The sequence below is a fragment of the Janthinobacterium woesei genome (genome assembly GCF_051380875.1).
In the GTDB taxonomy this organism is placed as follows: domain Bacteria; phylum Pseudomonadota; class Gammaproteobacteria; order Burkholderiales; family Burkholderiaceae_D; genus Janthinobacterium.
In genome coordinates this window covers 21,365-35,097 of sequence record NZ_JBNYXW010000016.1, presented here as the reverse complement: position 1 = coordinate 35,097, position 13,733 = coordinate 21,365, and the positions used below count along the sequence as shown (strand labels likewise).

The 13,733-nt window shown below is 61.5% G+C and carries 11 protein-coding genes; 6 read left to right on the top strand and 5 right to left on the bottom strand.

Annotation, left to right across the window (positions count from 1 at the left end):
* Positions 1-155: 155 nt before the first annotated feature.
* Positions 156-3,002, bottom strand: a complete 2,847-nt coding sequence (locus tag ACQ4W6_RS18775; RefSeq protein ID WP_436568691.1) for a M16 family metallopeptidase — start codon at positions 3,000-3,002, stop codon at positions 156-158.
* 292 nt (positions 3,003-3,294) lie between these two features.
* Between ACQ4W6_RS18775 and ACQ4W6_RS18770 the strand changes: the two genes are divergently transcribed.
* The 3 genes from ACQ4W6_RS18770 to ACQ4W6_RS18760 all read left to right on the top strand — a co-directional run bounded on the left by ACQ4W6_RS18770 (position 3,295) and on the right by ACQ4W6_RS18760 (position 5,878).
* Positions 3,295-3,603, top strand: a complete 309-nt coding sequence (locus ACQ4W6_RS18770; RefSeq protein ID WP_436568690.1) for a hypothetical protein — start codon at positions 3,295-3,297, stop codon at positions 3,601-3,603.
* Positions 3,604-3,686: 83 nt separating this feature from the next.
* Entirely contained in the window at positions 3,687-5,234 is a 1,548-nt protein-coding gene (locus ACQ4W6_RS18765; RefSeq protein WP_436568689.1) for a TerC family protein, read from the top strand.
* A 68-nt stretch (positions 5,235-5,302) separates the two neighbouring features.
* Complete coding sequence (locus ACQ4W6_RS18760) at positions 5,303-5,878, top strand: DUF3617 domain-containing protein (RefSeq protein WP_436568688.1); 576 nt, start codon at positions 5,303-5,305, stop codon at positions 5,876-5,878.
* Here the strand turns inward: ACQ4W6_RS18760 and ACQ4W6_RS18755 are convergent.
* Complete coding sequence (locus ACQ4W6_RS18755; protein ID WP_436568687.1) at positions 5,866-6,984, bottom strand: porin; 1,119 nt, start codon at positions 6,982-6,984, stop codon at positions 5,866-5,868. The two genes, ACQ4W6_RS18760 and ACQ4W6_RS18755, sit on opposite strands and share 13 nt — an antisense overlap.
* Positions 6,985-7,301: 317 nt before the next feature.
* Here ACQ4W6_RS18755 and ACQ4W6_RS18750 point away from each other — a divergent pair, with 317 nt between their 5' ends.
* Complete coding sequence (locus tag ACQ4W6_RS18750; RefSeq protein WP_436568686.1) at positions 7,302-9,413, top strand: site-specific recombinase; 2,112 nt, start codon at positions 7,302-7,304, stop codon at positions 9,411-9,413.
* The gene (gene cls, locus ACQ4W6_RS18745; protein WP_436568685.1) at positions 9,410-10,801 is read left to right on the top strand and encodes a cardiolipin synthase; all 1,392 of its coding nucleotides are present in this window, start codon (positions 9,410-9,412) and stop codon (positions 10,799-10,801) included. Before ACQ4W6_RS18750 ends, cls begins: the two co-directional genes overlap by 4 nt.
* 22 nt (positions 10,802-10,823) lie before the next feature.
* On the opposite strand, the gene ACQ4W6_RS18740 is transcribed toward cls, so the two are convergent.
* From ACQ4W6_RS18740 to ACQ4W6_RS18730, 3 genes are read right to left on the bottom strand one after another with little or no spacing between them, the layout of a single operon-like run.
* A complete protein-coding gene (locus tag ACQ4W6_RS18740) occupies positions 10,824-11,642 on the bottom strand; it encodes a metallophosphoesterase family protein (RefSeq protein WP_436568684.1) in 819 nt (272 codons plus the stop codon).
* Between the two features lie 13 nt (positions 11,643-11,655).
* Positions 11,656-12,570, bottom strand: a complete 915-nt coding sequence (locus ACQ4W6_RS18735) for a diacylglycerol/lipid kinase family protein (protein ID WP_436568805.1) — start codon at positions 12,568-12,570, stop codon at positions 11,656-11,658.
* An 18-nt stretch (positions 12,571-12,588) separates the two neighbouring features.
* A complete protein-coding gene (locus ACQ4W6_RS18730) occupies positions 12,589-13,323 on the bottom strand; it encodes a phosphatase PAP2 family protein (protein WP_436568683.1) in 735 nt (244 codons plus the stop codon).
* A 165-nt stretch (positions 13,324-13,488) separates the two neighbouring features.
* Here ACQ4W6_RS18730 and ACQ4W6_RS18725 point away from each other — a divergent pair, with 165 nt between their 5' ends.
* Positions 13,489-13,713, top strand: coding sequence for a hypothetical protein (locus ACQ4W6_RS18725; RefSeq protein ID WP_010396348.1), 225 nt, complete (start codon positions 13,489-13,491; stop codon positions 13,711-13,713).
* The last annotated feature ends 20 nt before the right edge of the window (positions 13,714-13,733 follow it).

The following is a 13,733-nucleotide window of genomic DNA, read 5'->3' as shown; positions in this document are numbered from 1 at the left end:
GCAGATGAAAGCGCTCCCATTTAACCTGACAGCTACTGCCGAACCACGGCAAGTTTGCACTGCTCCATGTACTTCGTCATGAAAAATCCCCAATAATTTGGCATCCAACTTATTGGGGTCAGTTCACTCGCATTGTCGCTGTTTATCTATACGCGCTACTTCGACGTTGTCGCCTTGGCGCCGCTTTCGCCTTCCTTGGCTACCTTGGCAAAGTCGCCCGCCGTCACGATCGAGACGGCCGCTGGCTTCAGGTAGTCGCGCAGGACCTGGTTTACTTGCGCCAGGGTCAAGGCGGCCACCTTGGCTTCGAGGTCCTTGTCATAGGCCATGGTACGGCCTTGCGCCAGGTAATCGGACAAACCGCGCGCCAGGCCGATGTCTTGCGTGCGGCCCACTTCTTCCGATTGCAGCCAGCCCTTTTTCGCTTCGACCAGTTCCGCTTCCGAGAAACCATCGGCCAGCACCTTGGCGATTTCCTCGCGCAGCGCAGCTTCCACCTTGGCCGTGTTTTGCGGCGCGCTGATGGCGTACGCCATCCAGTAGCCGGCCGGCTCGCGCGATGGCACGGTCACTTGCGAACCGACGCCATACGACAAGCCTTCCTTCTGGCGGATACGGTCGGCCAGGCGGCTGCGCAAGGCGCCGCCACCGAGCATGTGGTTGGCGATCACCAGCGCCGGATAGGCGGGCGCATCATCCTTGAGCGCAATCGGCTGGATGGCGAACAGCACGCTGTTGGCCTTGTCCGGCGTTTCCAAGGTCACTTTTTCGCCGCTGACGGGTTTGACGGCATCAAGAATGCGCACATACGGCTGCTGCGCCTTCCAGTTGCCGTACAGGCTGGCCACTTGCGCCTTCAGCGCGGCCGGGTCGAAGTCGCCCACGGCGGCAAAAGTGGCATCAGCAGCGCCATAATAGGCCGCATGGAACGCTTTCACATCGGCAACATTGATCGCCTTCCATTGCGCCAGCTCAAACGGCATGGTGCCGATATGGCGCACATGGCCTTCCGGCGTGGCGTCAATCAAGCGGCGGAAGGCGTTGACGGCCAGTGGCTGCGGCTCAGGCAATTCCTGCTCGGCGCGGCCCACGCGTTCGCGCTGCAATTCCAGGAACTCCGTCTCGGCGAGGGCCGGCTTTTGCAGCACTTGCGCCAGCAGCTCCATGGCGGCCGGCAAGTTCTCGCGCTTGCCTGTCAGCCCGGCCGTCACGCCTTCGGCACCGCCCGTCACTGCCACTTGCATGCCCAGCTGGTCGAACTTGTCCTTCACTTCCTGGCGCGAGAGTTTATCCGTGCCGCGCGACAGCAGATTGGCCGTGTAGCTGCCCACTTGCGACTTGCCGCGCAGGCCCTCTTCGCTGCCGATCTGCAGTTTCAGCACGACGCTGACCGTGTTGCCCTTGGTTTTCTTCGGCAGCAAGGCGCCTTTCAAGCCATTCGGCAAGGTAAACCGGGTTGTGCGCGCTTCGATATTGTCCGGGCTGGGGTCGAACGATTCGCCCTGCGCCACCACGGCGCGGCCCGTATAGCCGGCCAGTAGCGGCGCCACGTCGGCGTAGGCTGGCACGACCGTGCGGTCCGGCGCATCGGTGGGGATGAAACGGCCCAGGGTGCGGTTCGACGTCTTCAGGTATTTCTCGGCTGCCGCCTGCACTTGCGCCGTCGTCAGCTTGTCGAGCTGATCGCGCTGCAGGAAGAACAAACGCCAGTCGCCGGCCGCCAGGGATTCGGTCAAGGCGATCGTCATGCGCGCCGTGTTCGAGGTGATCAGGTCAACCTGCTTGTTCAGCTGCTGCTTGACGCGCGCCACTTCCGCATCCGTGACCGGCTGCGACTTCAAGTCTTCCAGCACTTTCAGCATGGCCGTTTGCGCTGCATCAAGGTTGCCATCGAGGGGCACCAGCGCGCCGAACAAGTTGTAGCCCGGTTCCAGATTGCTCACCGAGTTGTATTCGATCTTGCTGGCCAGCTTGGTTTCCACCAGCGCCTTGTGCAAGCGCCCGGCCGGCGCATCGGTCAGCACGTGAGCGAGCACTTCGATGGCGATGGCGTCCGGGTTGCCGGACGGCGCCACGTGGTAGCCGGCGCCGACGAACTGCGTGCCGCCGCTGCGGCGCACCGTCACGGCGCGCTCGCCATCCTGCACCGGTTCGGCCGTGTAGGTCGGCTCGATCACGCGCGTGGGCTTGGCGATCTTGCCGAACAGCTCATTGATCTGCTGCAAGACCTTGGCTTCGTCGAAGCGGCCCGCCACCATCAGCACGGCATTATCTGGCTGATAATATTTTTGATAGAACGCGCGCAAGCGGGGAATGTTGACCTGTTCGATGTCGGAGCGGGCGCCGATGGTCGACTTGCCATAGTTGTGCCAATCGTAGGCAATGGCCTGGATGCGTTCGCTGGTCACGCCGATCGGGTCGCTCTCGCCCATCTCGAATTCGTTGCGCACCACCGTCATTTCACCCTTTTGCGTCTTTGGATTCCACAGGTCGTTCTGGTCGATGGCGGCGTTGACCATGCGGTCCGCTTCCATGGCCAGCATCTGGCGCAGGTTGTCGTCGTTGGCAGGGAAGGTGGCGTAGTAATTGGTGCGGTCGTACCAGGTGGTGCCGTTGAACTGCGCGCCCGTCGAGTTCAGGATCTCGACCGGGGTTTTCGTACCCTTCTTGATGCCGAAGTTGGCGCTGGGCTTGAACAGCAAGTGTTCCAGCAAGTGGGCCATGCCCGTTTCGCCATAGTTTTCATGGCGCGAACCGACCAGGTAGACGATATTCGTGGTCAGGGTTGGCTTGCTGGCGTCAGGAAACAGCAGCACGCGCAAGCCATTGGCCAGGCGGTATTCGGTGATGCCTTCGACGGAAGTGACTTTGACGGCAGCAGCGCGGCTGGGTGCAACTTTGCCAGTTTTCTGGAGTGTGGCCGCTTGCACCGGGGTAGCGGCGAAGGCGAACGAAGGCGACAGAATGCCGGCGGCAAGCAGGAGGGCAGTAATTGGTTTCAAGGCAGAGTCCTGGTAACACTACGTTATAAATAAACACAAACATTGAGCGCAAACAATGCGCGCAAGCGCAATGCGATACTGTCACCGGGTCCGCGCTGCGTCTTCGCCACCCGGCGAAATAATTGCCCTCACAATTTACGGCATACTTATCAGTTACGCAACCCCTGTCATCAAGCTGTTATCAGGGCGTGTTATACTTCACGGTTCCAGAACTATCTGCCTGTATATGAGACGAGCTCTCGTCCTGATCTGCCTTTTTGTTTTCATCGCGTTACCCCAGGCGTTTGCCAGCATGGCTATCGCCAGCCCTTCCCCATTCCAGCATGCAGTTGCGGCCGGCGCTACCGCCACGCCTGCCTTCGGCGCGCCCTGTTTTGTCCCATCTCCTGCCCCCTGTCACTCCCCTTCTCACGACGACGGCGCCGCCGGCCTGCCCGGCGACAGCTGCGACGCCGAAGAATGCGACAACGATCCCATTACGCTGTACCCGGGCTCACGCCAGCGCGTGCCGTTTTACGCCATCATTTGGCAAGCGGGACCGGACGCACTTGCCGAAGCGGACGTGCGGCTGGCCACCCGGCCGCCGCGCGTCCGCCACTAAATCACGACATGCTTCACCCACGCGCCTGGGGCAGTTAGCTACCAGGCACGCTTTACACTGATTGACTTTACAAGGTTACACACATGGAATGGTTATTTGACCCGACAATCTGGGTCGGCCTGCTGACGCTGGTCGTACTGGAAATCGTACTGGGTATCGACAACCTGATTTTCATCGCCATCCTGGCCGAGAAGCTGCCGCCGCACCAGCGCGACCGGGCACGCGTGCTGGGCCTGACCTTGGCCCTGGTCATGCGCCTGGGCCTGCTGAGCCTGATTTCCTGGCTGGTCACGCTGACCACGCCACTATTTTCCATTTGGCAATTCGCCTTCTCGGGGCGCGACCTGATCCTGCTGCTGGGCGGCCTGTTCCTGCTGTTCAAGGCCACCACCGAGCTGCACGAGCGCCTCGAAGGCGTGACCCATGCCCAGACGGGTCCCAAGGTCTACGCTGGCTTCGGCCTGGTAGTGGCGCAGATCGTCGTGCTCGACGCCGTCTTCTCGCTCGACGCCGTCATCACTGCCGTCGGCATGGTCGATAACCTGTATGTAATGATGACCGCCGTCATCATTTCCATCGGCGTCATGATGCTGGCCTCGAAGGCGCTGACGCGCTTCGTCAATGCCCACCCCACCGTCGTGGTGCTGTGCCTGAGCTTCTTGCTGATGATCGGCCTGTCGCTGGTGGCCGAAGGCCTGGGCTTCCACATTCCGAAAGGCTATCTGTACGCCGCTATCGGTTTCTCAATCATCATCGAGTTCTTCAATCAGCTGGCGCGCCGCAACTTCCTCAAGCTGCAATCGACCGCCCCGCTGCGCGACCGCACGGCGCAGGCGGTACTGAGCCTGCTGGGCGGGCGCAAGGGCCGCGAAGCCGTCGAAGAGCACGAAGTCAAGCAAGCGCTCGACACCTCCGCCTTCGGCGTGGAAGAGCGCAATATGGTCAGCGGCGTGCTGACCCTGGCCGAACGCTCGATCCGCTCGGTGATGACGCCGCGCGGCGACGTGTCGTGGGTCAACCTGAACGACAGCAGCGAAAAGATGCTGCAGTTGCTGCGCGACACGCCGCACAGCATGATTCCCGTCTGCAATGATGACCTCGACAACGTGGTCGGCATCGCGCGCAGCAAGGACCTCATCGAGGATCTGGTGTCGCATGGCAAGATCGACCCGGCCAGCATGCGCGAAGCCATCGTCGTGCCGGAAGCGGCCGGCGTGCTGAAGGCCATGGAAACGCTGAAACGCTCGCGCGGCCAACTGGTGCTGGTGGTCGACGAATTCGGCACGGTGCAAGGCGTGCTGACGCCGATCGACATCCTGGAAGCGATCGCCGGCGAATTCCCCGACGAGGACGAGCAGCCGGACGTGGAAGTGCTGGGCCCCGGCCACTGGCGCATCGATGGCGCCACCGACCTGCATTACCTGGAACAGGTGTTCGAGACGGAGTCCCTGGTCAGCGATGACGGCGACTACAACTCGCTGGCCGGCTTCCTGCTGGCGCATTTCGAGAACATGCCGGCCGTGGGCGAAGTGCTGGAACTCGATGATTTGCGCTATGAAATCCTGGAAGCGGACGAGCGCCGCATCGCCAGCGTGGACGTGCGCCGCATTGAGCCCGATCACAGTTTGTAACACAATGGCAAGCGTGCCCCGCTTGCCATGCCGTATGCTGGGGTCTGCCATTTTCGGAGACCCGCACGATGAAACCTTCCTTGTCATGTTTGAGTTTGCTCGCCCTCGCAAGCTTAGGCTTGGGCGCGCTGGCCAGCGCCCAGAGCACCGCGCAGTCCACCAGCATCAAGCCGGGGCTGTGGCAAGTCGACAACAAGGTGGCGTCCCCGGACGCGGCCACCGACAACGCCATGTCCATGGTGCTGCAGCAGCTGGGCAACCTTCCTCCCGAACAACGCAAACAACTCGAAAGCATGGCTGCCAGCCGCGGCATGGCCATGCCCACCGTGGCGGCCGATGGCGCCGTGCGGGTGACCGCCTGCGTGACGCCTGAGATGGCGGCGCGCAAGCAGATTCCCACGGGCCAGCCCGGTGATTGCACATCGAACAACACCCCCATCGCGGGCGGCATGAACGTCTCGTTTACTTGCGCCAACCCGAAATCGAGCGGTACAGGCAAGGTACTGTTCAGCGGCGACCAGGCTTTTTCCATGCAGCTGGCGGTGACCACCAGCGCGCGCGGCACGCCCGAGCAGGTGAATGTGACGAGCAAGGGCCAGTGGCTGGGCGCCAGCTGCCCTGTAATTACTGGTCAGAAACCGTGACGAAAGCCCAGGCTGAACGCAGCATCGCCACGGCCCGCGTCGCTGGCGTTGCCCACCGTGTAGCGGGCGCCGTTCTTGTTGTGGATCTTCGCGTAGGACGCATAGAAATCGCTGCGTCTTGACAAGGAATACGTGAGGCCGACGGCCACCTGGCTGGCGTCGCGGTTGGCCAGGTCGCGGTCATCCTTGTGCACCCAGGAGGCCAGCAGCTTGAAGCCGCCCACGGGCACGGACACGCCCAGCAAGATGTCGCGGCTGTCTGAGGACGACATCGACAGCGCCAGCGAGCTGTAGTCATTGCTGGGGTCCCACGGCGAGCTGCCGTAGCCCTTGTTGATGCCGATGGCGGCAAAGGCGGTAGCCACTTTCAGATCGATATTCGCCGCCACCAGGGTGTTGCGGGCCGACATGTCGATGGCGGGTGCGGTGCCGGCCGCCAGAATGAAGTTTTTCTTGCGCTGATGCGAGATGCTGATATTCACGGCGCCATGCGAATAGCCGAGGTTGGCGCCATACGCGCGGTTGCCGGCACTGCTGTAGGGCGACTCGCCAAAACTGTAGATGGCGCTGGCCGACACGCCGCGCAAGGCGGGCGATACGTACTGGACGGTATTGTCGTAGCGTTTCACGCCGTAGCCGGCCAGGTTGCTGGCACTGCCGGCCATGCCGCCCTTGAACGGGTCGGCCACGTCAGTCAGGGCCAGGTATTGCGGATTGTACTGGCGCCCCAGGGTCAGTGCGCCCAGGCGGCTATCGAGGCCGACATACGCCTGGCGGCCAAACAAGCGCCCCTCTTCGGACTGGCCCGTGTCGTTGCTGATGCCCGCTTCCAGGGTATACACGGCGGAAATATCGCCGCCCAGCGCTTCGCGGCCCTGCACGCCCAGGCGCGAGCCGGAAGCGACCCCGCCCGAGACCTTGCTGACGGCACAGGCGGCGGCGCAGCCGCGTTCAGCCACGACGCCCGCGTCGAGCACGCCATACACGGCAACAGTACTGGACGCCGCTCTACCGGCGCCATCGGCGCCATCGGCAGCCTGGGCCGGCGCACAGAGCAGCCACGGCCCTATCCCTATCACAGCAAGCGCAAAATACGAGGTCTTCATGATGAATATCTCGGTAACGTAAAAGAAACTACCCGGTATTGATCAGGACATACGCTGTGTGTCACATCTCAGTGTTATCTTATCCTCGCTTTTTGTCCAGCTATCTGTGCGTTGCGCAACAGAAACTCCAGCTTAGCCCTTGTCAACGCGTCGCACACTGACAACACGCAAGAGTGATCATGATGAGGCTTGTTGTCGCAAAATAGCAGCAGAAGCAGGCCCTGCGATACAGCGACGTTCGGTGCCGAACATTGCGCGATCTGGCACAGGCGGTACACTACTGGTTTTACCGACAGCGGCTCGCCCGTTTTTTCTGCATGCTAGCTATCCTCGAACGCATTGATCCCAACTCCAGCAATATCGACTTGCTGGTGGAATTGTTTAACTCTCTGCGTCCCAAGCGCCCCCACGACAGCGCTACCGCGATTGCCAACGTGCGCACCCTGCGCCAGCTACTCAACGGTAACCCAGCTCAAGCCCGCGCCCTGCACGAATACGTGCTGCGCGTGCTGGCCGCCCGCCGCCATGCCAGCCTGTACAGCGACATCGGCGTGCTGTCGAACAGCGGTTTCTTCACGGAATTGAAACGCCGCATCGCCTACCGCATGCTGCCGCCCGCCCTGGGCGACGAATACCTGAACGATGCACTCGACCAGGTGCTGTACCTCAATACCGACTATCAGTGGATCAGCAACGTGCCCGCCATGGACTGGCTGAAACTGTTCGACGTGCTCACCAGCGACGGCATCGAACTGGCCGTCGGCGACGGCAATATCATGTTGCCAGGCATGCTGGACGCCATCCGCACCCTGTCCTACCGCGTCTGCGCCATGGGCCTGGAGCCGGAACTGACGCGTTTCCACAGTGAAATCGAAGTCTTCCATTCACCGTTCATGGTGCAAAACATGGAAGTCAATGCCTACCTGGACGCCTACACGAATCTGCTGCAAGGCGATATTGACCACATCGAAGATGCGCGCCATTTGCTGGTGATGCTGGACCAGTGCGACGCCGTGATCGCCAAGATCCGCAAAAAGGCGCTGTACCAGGGCACCAGCATTGCCCTCACGTATTTATTGGTGGCGCTGGCGCAAAGCATCGAGCGCCTGCGCAAGCTGCTGTTCCTGGTCGATACCAGCGGCGAGCTGCCCGCATCAAACAATGTGGACATCGCCGCCATCACCGTCGACGCCACCCAGGACCTGCTCGATGCGCAGCCCGTCAGCCGCCGCCGCGCGGGCGCCGTCGCGCTGGCGCTGGAACTGATCTGCGCGCACAACAACAAGTACAAGGTCAGCGACTTGTTTTCCGACAATATCAACTTGCTGGCGCGCAATGTGACGGAAAACGCCAGCCGCACGGGCGAGCACTACATCGCGGAAAACCGCCGCGAGATGGGCGCCATGTTCCTCTCCTCGGCCGGGGCCGGCATCATCATCGGCTTCATGGCGCTGTTCAAGATATTGATGTCGTATTTGCGCTCGGCGCCGCTGGTTGAAGCGTTCATGTTCAGCATGAATTACTCGATCGGCTTCATGTTCATCCACTTGCTGCACTTCACGGTGGCCACCAAGCAGCCCGCCATGACGGCTTCGCGCATCGCCGCCGGCCTGCACAGCAAGGATGGCAGGAATATCGACCTCGACAGCATGGCCGAACTGATCACCAAGGTTTTCCGCACGCAAAACATGGCCGTGCTGGGCAATATGGCCACGGCCCTTCCCACCGCCTGGCTGATCGCGCTGGGCTACAAAGCCATCACGGGGCAAAACCTGGTGTCGCCAGAGAAGGCCATGCATCTGCTGCACGATATCGATCCCATCGGCAGCCCCACCATCTTTTACGCCATGATCGCCGGCGTGTGCCTGTTCGTGGCCGGCCTGATTTCGGGCTACTATGACAACCAGGCGCTGTACACGCGCTGGGCCCAGCGCATCGCGCAATTGCGCGGCCTGGGCCGCATGATCGGCCAGGAGCGGCTGCAACGGCTGGGCATGTACCTGGAAAACAACCTGGGCGGTCTGATGGGTAACTTTTACTTTGGTATCCTGCTCGGCTCCATCGGCACCCTGGGCTTTCTGATCGGCTTGCCAATTGATATCCGTCACATTACCTTCTCGGCGGCCAACTTTGCCACCGCCCTGGTGGGGCTCGACCACAATATGAGCTGGCAGTTGGCCGTCAAGTCGCTGTCGGGTATCTTCGCCATCGGCACGGCCAACTTGCTGGTCAGCTTCGGCCTGGCCCTGTGGGTGGCCCTGCGCTCGCGCCAGGTGCGCTTCAAGCACGGCATGCAATTGTTGAAGATCCTGGGCAAGAGTTTCCTGAAGGCACCCATCGTCTTCTTCTTCGGCTCGAAAAATTCGCCACCACTGGCACTGGCCGATGACTCGGCAAACCTGTCTCCCACGACCAAGGCTCAAAAATGACCGCCAGGCACATGCAACCCTGCCTCACCGCCCTTCTGCTGTGCTGGACCCTGGCTGCATGCGCCTCGCTACCGAACGTCAAGAACCTCAATACCACCTTGGCTCCCGTGGCCGCGCCCAAGGTGATCACGGGCAAGGGCGCCGTGCTGAACGTCAACAGCCGGGCCGCCCTGCTCAACAAGCGCTGGGCCAAGTCTGGCATGGACTTGAAGACCCAGGCGGCACTGGAAGAAGCCGCGACGGGCGTACCTTTGATCAAGGGCAACAAGGTAACCCTGCTGTTTGACGGCCCGCAAACGATGGACGCCATGTTCCAGGCCATCAGCGAGGCGAAAAACAGCATCAATCTGGAAACGTATATCTTCGACCAGGATCCGCTGGGCCAGAAGTTTGCCGACATGCTGATCGAAAAGCAGCAGGCCGGCGTGACGGTCAACGTCATCTACGACAGCGTGGGCACGCTGGGCGTGCCGCAAGCGTTCTTTGAGCGCATGCGCGCGGCCGGCATCCACCTGGTGGCCTTCAATCCCGTCAATCCGGCCAAGCTCAAGGGCGAGGACTGGAAGATCAACAACCGCGACCACCGCAAGGTGCTGATCGTCGATGGCAAGATGGCCTTTACGGGCGGCATCAATATCAGCGACACCTATGCCAAGAGCTCGCTGTTTCGCTCGAAATCGAAGCCCACCGACAAGAAGGACGTGGGCTGGCGCGATACGCACGTGAAAGTGGAAGGCCCGGCCGTGGCCGCCTTCCAGTGGCTGTTCATCCGCACCTGGGCGCAGCAAGATCAGGCCGACTTGCCGGACGCCAATTACTTCCCCGTTCTCGCCGAAGTGGGCGACAAGCTGGTGCGCGTGGTGGCCAGCGAGCCCGATAGCGGTTTCGAAATCTACAAGGCGTATATCCTGGCCATCCAGGAAGCGAAAAAAACCATCCACATCACGTCCGCCTATTTCGTGCCCGACCCGCAGACGGTCGACGCGCTGGTGGCGGCCGCCAAACGGGGCGTGGAGGTGACCGTGGTGCTGCCCGGCGTGTCCGACAGCGGCCTGGTGTTTCACGCGGGACACGCCTTGTACGACCAGCTGCTGGCCGGCGGCATCCGCATCTTCCACCTGAAACTGGCCGTGCTGCACGCCAAGACGGCCGTCATCGACGGCGCCTGGTCGACGGTGGGCTCGACCAACATCGACATGCGCAGCTTCCTGCATAACAGTGAGCTGAACGTGATCGTGCTGGGCGACAGTTTCGGGCGCGAAATGGAAAACGCGTTCCAGGAAGACTTGCGCGACTCGGAAGAGATCACCAAGGCGAAATGGGAAACGCGGCCCTGGGCTGACCGCATGAAGGAGTGGACGGCGCGCTTCATGCACTACTGGCTATAAGTGGAGGCACTCCAGAGAGTGTTTATAAGGGTCTTTTGCTGGCCCACACGCCATCCTCGCGCTCAAACGCTTCCGTGCTGACCTTTTCAAAGTCGGCGCGCTCTGCACGCCAGCTGTAGCGCTCGACCCGGATGCAGCCGGACTCCACGCGCAGCACATTGAACGAGTTCGACTCGCCGCGGCCCCGCGTGGACGTGGCCGTGCCTGCCTGCACCATCAAGGCTGCGTAGCCGTCTATCTTGTAGCGCTCGGCCGTGTTGCCCGCATGACTGGCATGCAAATGGCCGGCGAGCAATAAATCCACGCCGCATTCGGAAAACATTTGCAGCGCTTGCGGGGCGCGGTCGACCAGATCATCTTTGTCGAAATGTTCGGGTAAGTCAAACGGATGATGCGTGACGATGATGCGCGTCAAACCGGGCGCCAGCCGGCCCATGCGCTGGCGCAGGGCCGCGATCTGTTCATGGCTGATGCGGCCATCCTTGAACGTCAGCGAGCGGGCCGTGTTGATGCCCAGCACGGCAATTTCCTCATCCACATATTCAGGCGACAGATCGGGCGTCAGGTAGCGCCGGTACTTCACCAGCGGCATCAGGAAACGGGAAAAGACGTTGTACAGCGGCACGTCATGGTTGCCCGGCACCACGATCTGCGGCCCCGGCAAGCTGTCGAGAAAGGCCTTCGCCTCCTGGAACTGCACGCTGCGGGCGCGCTGGGTCAGGTCGCCCGAAACCACCACCACATCGGGTTCCAGCCGCTCGACCAGCGCGCGCAGCGGCGCCAGCAGGGCCGCATCGACCCGGCCGAAATGCAAGTCAGACAGATGCACGAGCGTACGCATGGCAAACTCTCCTCTATGCCTGGACGGGCGCCGGCACAGGCGCTGGCACCAGCACCTGCAGCGCGGTGGGACGGATGCGGTAGTGCAGCGGCGTCGCCATGATGGTCACTTCGCCATCGGTGGCCACGCGCAAGCGCCTATGCTTGGTGGCAATTTCCAGGTCGGTGGCCGTCAGCACATCAAAATCCTTGGCTTGCGACAACTTGCCGAACAGCGCATGCAAAGCCAGCTTCAGCAACCCCAGGCGCCCCGGGCGCTGCGCCACATACAGACTCAGCTGGCCGCCATCGAGACGCTCGCGCTCGCCGATATTCAAGCCTTCCATCAGGTATTCATTATTGCCGATGAAGACGAACGGCGTGCGCCGCGCATGCACGGCGTCGTTGACCTTCAGCTGCACGCCGAGAAACGGATAACGGCGCAGCGTGGCGATCAGCGCCCAGCAAAAGGCCAGCCACTTGCCGCGTCCCAGCCGGCGCTGCTGCTTTTCGCGGTCGCGCACGATGTCCGGATACAGGCCCAGGCTGGAGTTGTTCAGGAAGATGCGGCCATTGACCTCGCCCACATCGACTTTTATCTGGATGCCTTGCGCCACATTGGCGATGGCCGCATCGAGTTCCAAAGGAATCTTCAAATCCTTGGCGAAATGGTTCAAGGTGCCCAAGGGCAAGACGCCAAACGGCGTGCCGCTGCCGACGACGACGGAGGCGACGGCATTGATGGTGCCGTCGCCTCCACCGGCTACGATGATCGCTGCGCCGTCCCGCAAGGCTTGCTCGGCCGTGGCGATCATGTCAGCCCCGCTGGCGGCCAGGGTGATGGCGGCATCGAGGCCCACAGCCAGGAATTTCGCTTCAAGCTGCTGCGCCCAGTCGGGCGCATAGCCGCAACCGGCGCCTGCGTTGATGATGACGGCAATGTTGGACAGGACAGTTTCCCCTCAGATTTATTTGGTTTGCCGGATATGCCGGCGCCGGCGCAGCGTCGACACGCCGGCGATGCAGATGGCCAGCCAGCCGTAGCTTTCCGCCATCGCCGCCAGCACGTCGCTCAGGTAATGCGCGCCCAGGTAAATGCGGCTAAAACCCACCAGCGCCGCCATCAAGAAGGCGGCCAGCGCAATGGCGATGCGCTTGCCCCACGCGCCCGGTGCCGCCTGGCAAATCAGATAGGCAGCCAGCAAGCCATACAGTGCGGTCGAGGTGGCCGTGTGGCCGCTGGGAAAGCTGTACGTGCCGAGGGCCGTCTGCAGGATGGGTTCGTCAAAGCTGGGCCGCGCGCGGACAAACAGATACTTTAACAGCAGGTTCAGGAACATGACGCCCGGCATGGTGATGATCAGGGTAAGCAGCCAGTAGGTGGCGCCCTTGCGGTACCAATACCAGCCCAGCAAGGTGGCCAGGGTCACGGCGCCGATCACGCCATGCAGGTGCGTGATGACCAGCAGGCACTGCGTGACCCATGGCACTGCATGCTGATTGAACCATTGCGCCACCTGCAGGTCGATCGTCGTGATCTGGGCCATGCCCATGACGGCTTCGGCAATCTCGTGGAACACCACGATGGCTACCAGCATCAGGGCCACGCCCACCGTCATATGCAGGCCCAGTACACCCTCGGGCGATAGGCGCGCCTCGACGAAGCGGCGCAGTTTCGTGGTCCAGCCCGTGGTCATGCCCATGTCATTCTTCCGCTGCAAACTGCTCTCACTTTCCTATTCGTGGTGCTGATCAAAAAAACCACACCAGTAAAAAAATACTGTTTATTCATACAGTAGCTGTGTTTTCATACAGTAGTTATGTTATTCTGATGACTCGTTCAACACATCTCCCTCAAAGGAATTGTCATGGCAACATTGAATAGCGGTTTTGGCTCACGGTTTGGCCTGGAATACGCCCCAAGCTCTTTCCTCGTCCGCATGGGCAAACGCGAAATCCTCGTCTGCCGCGACTTCCGCAAGCGCTACTACACCGTCAATCCCTTGATCGAGTGCGGTACGGGCATCGAGCCGGGCTATGTTGAAGTGCTGCTGATGCGCCGTTGGCTCCTCATTCTATCCAAGGCGCATTAAGAATGCCTTTAAAACAAAGT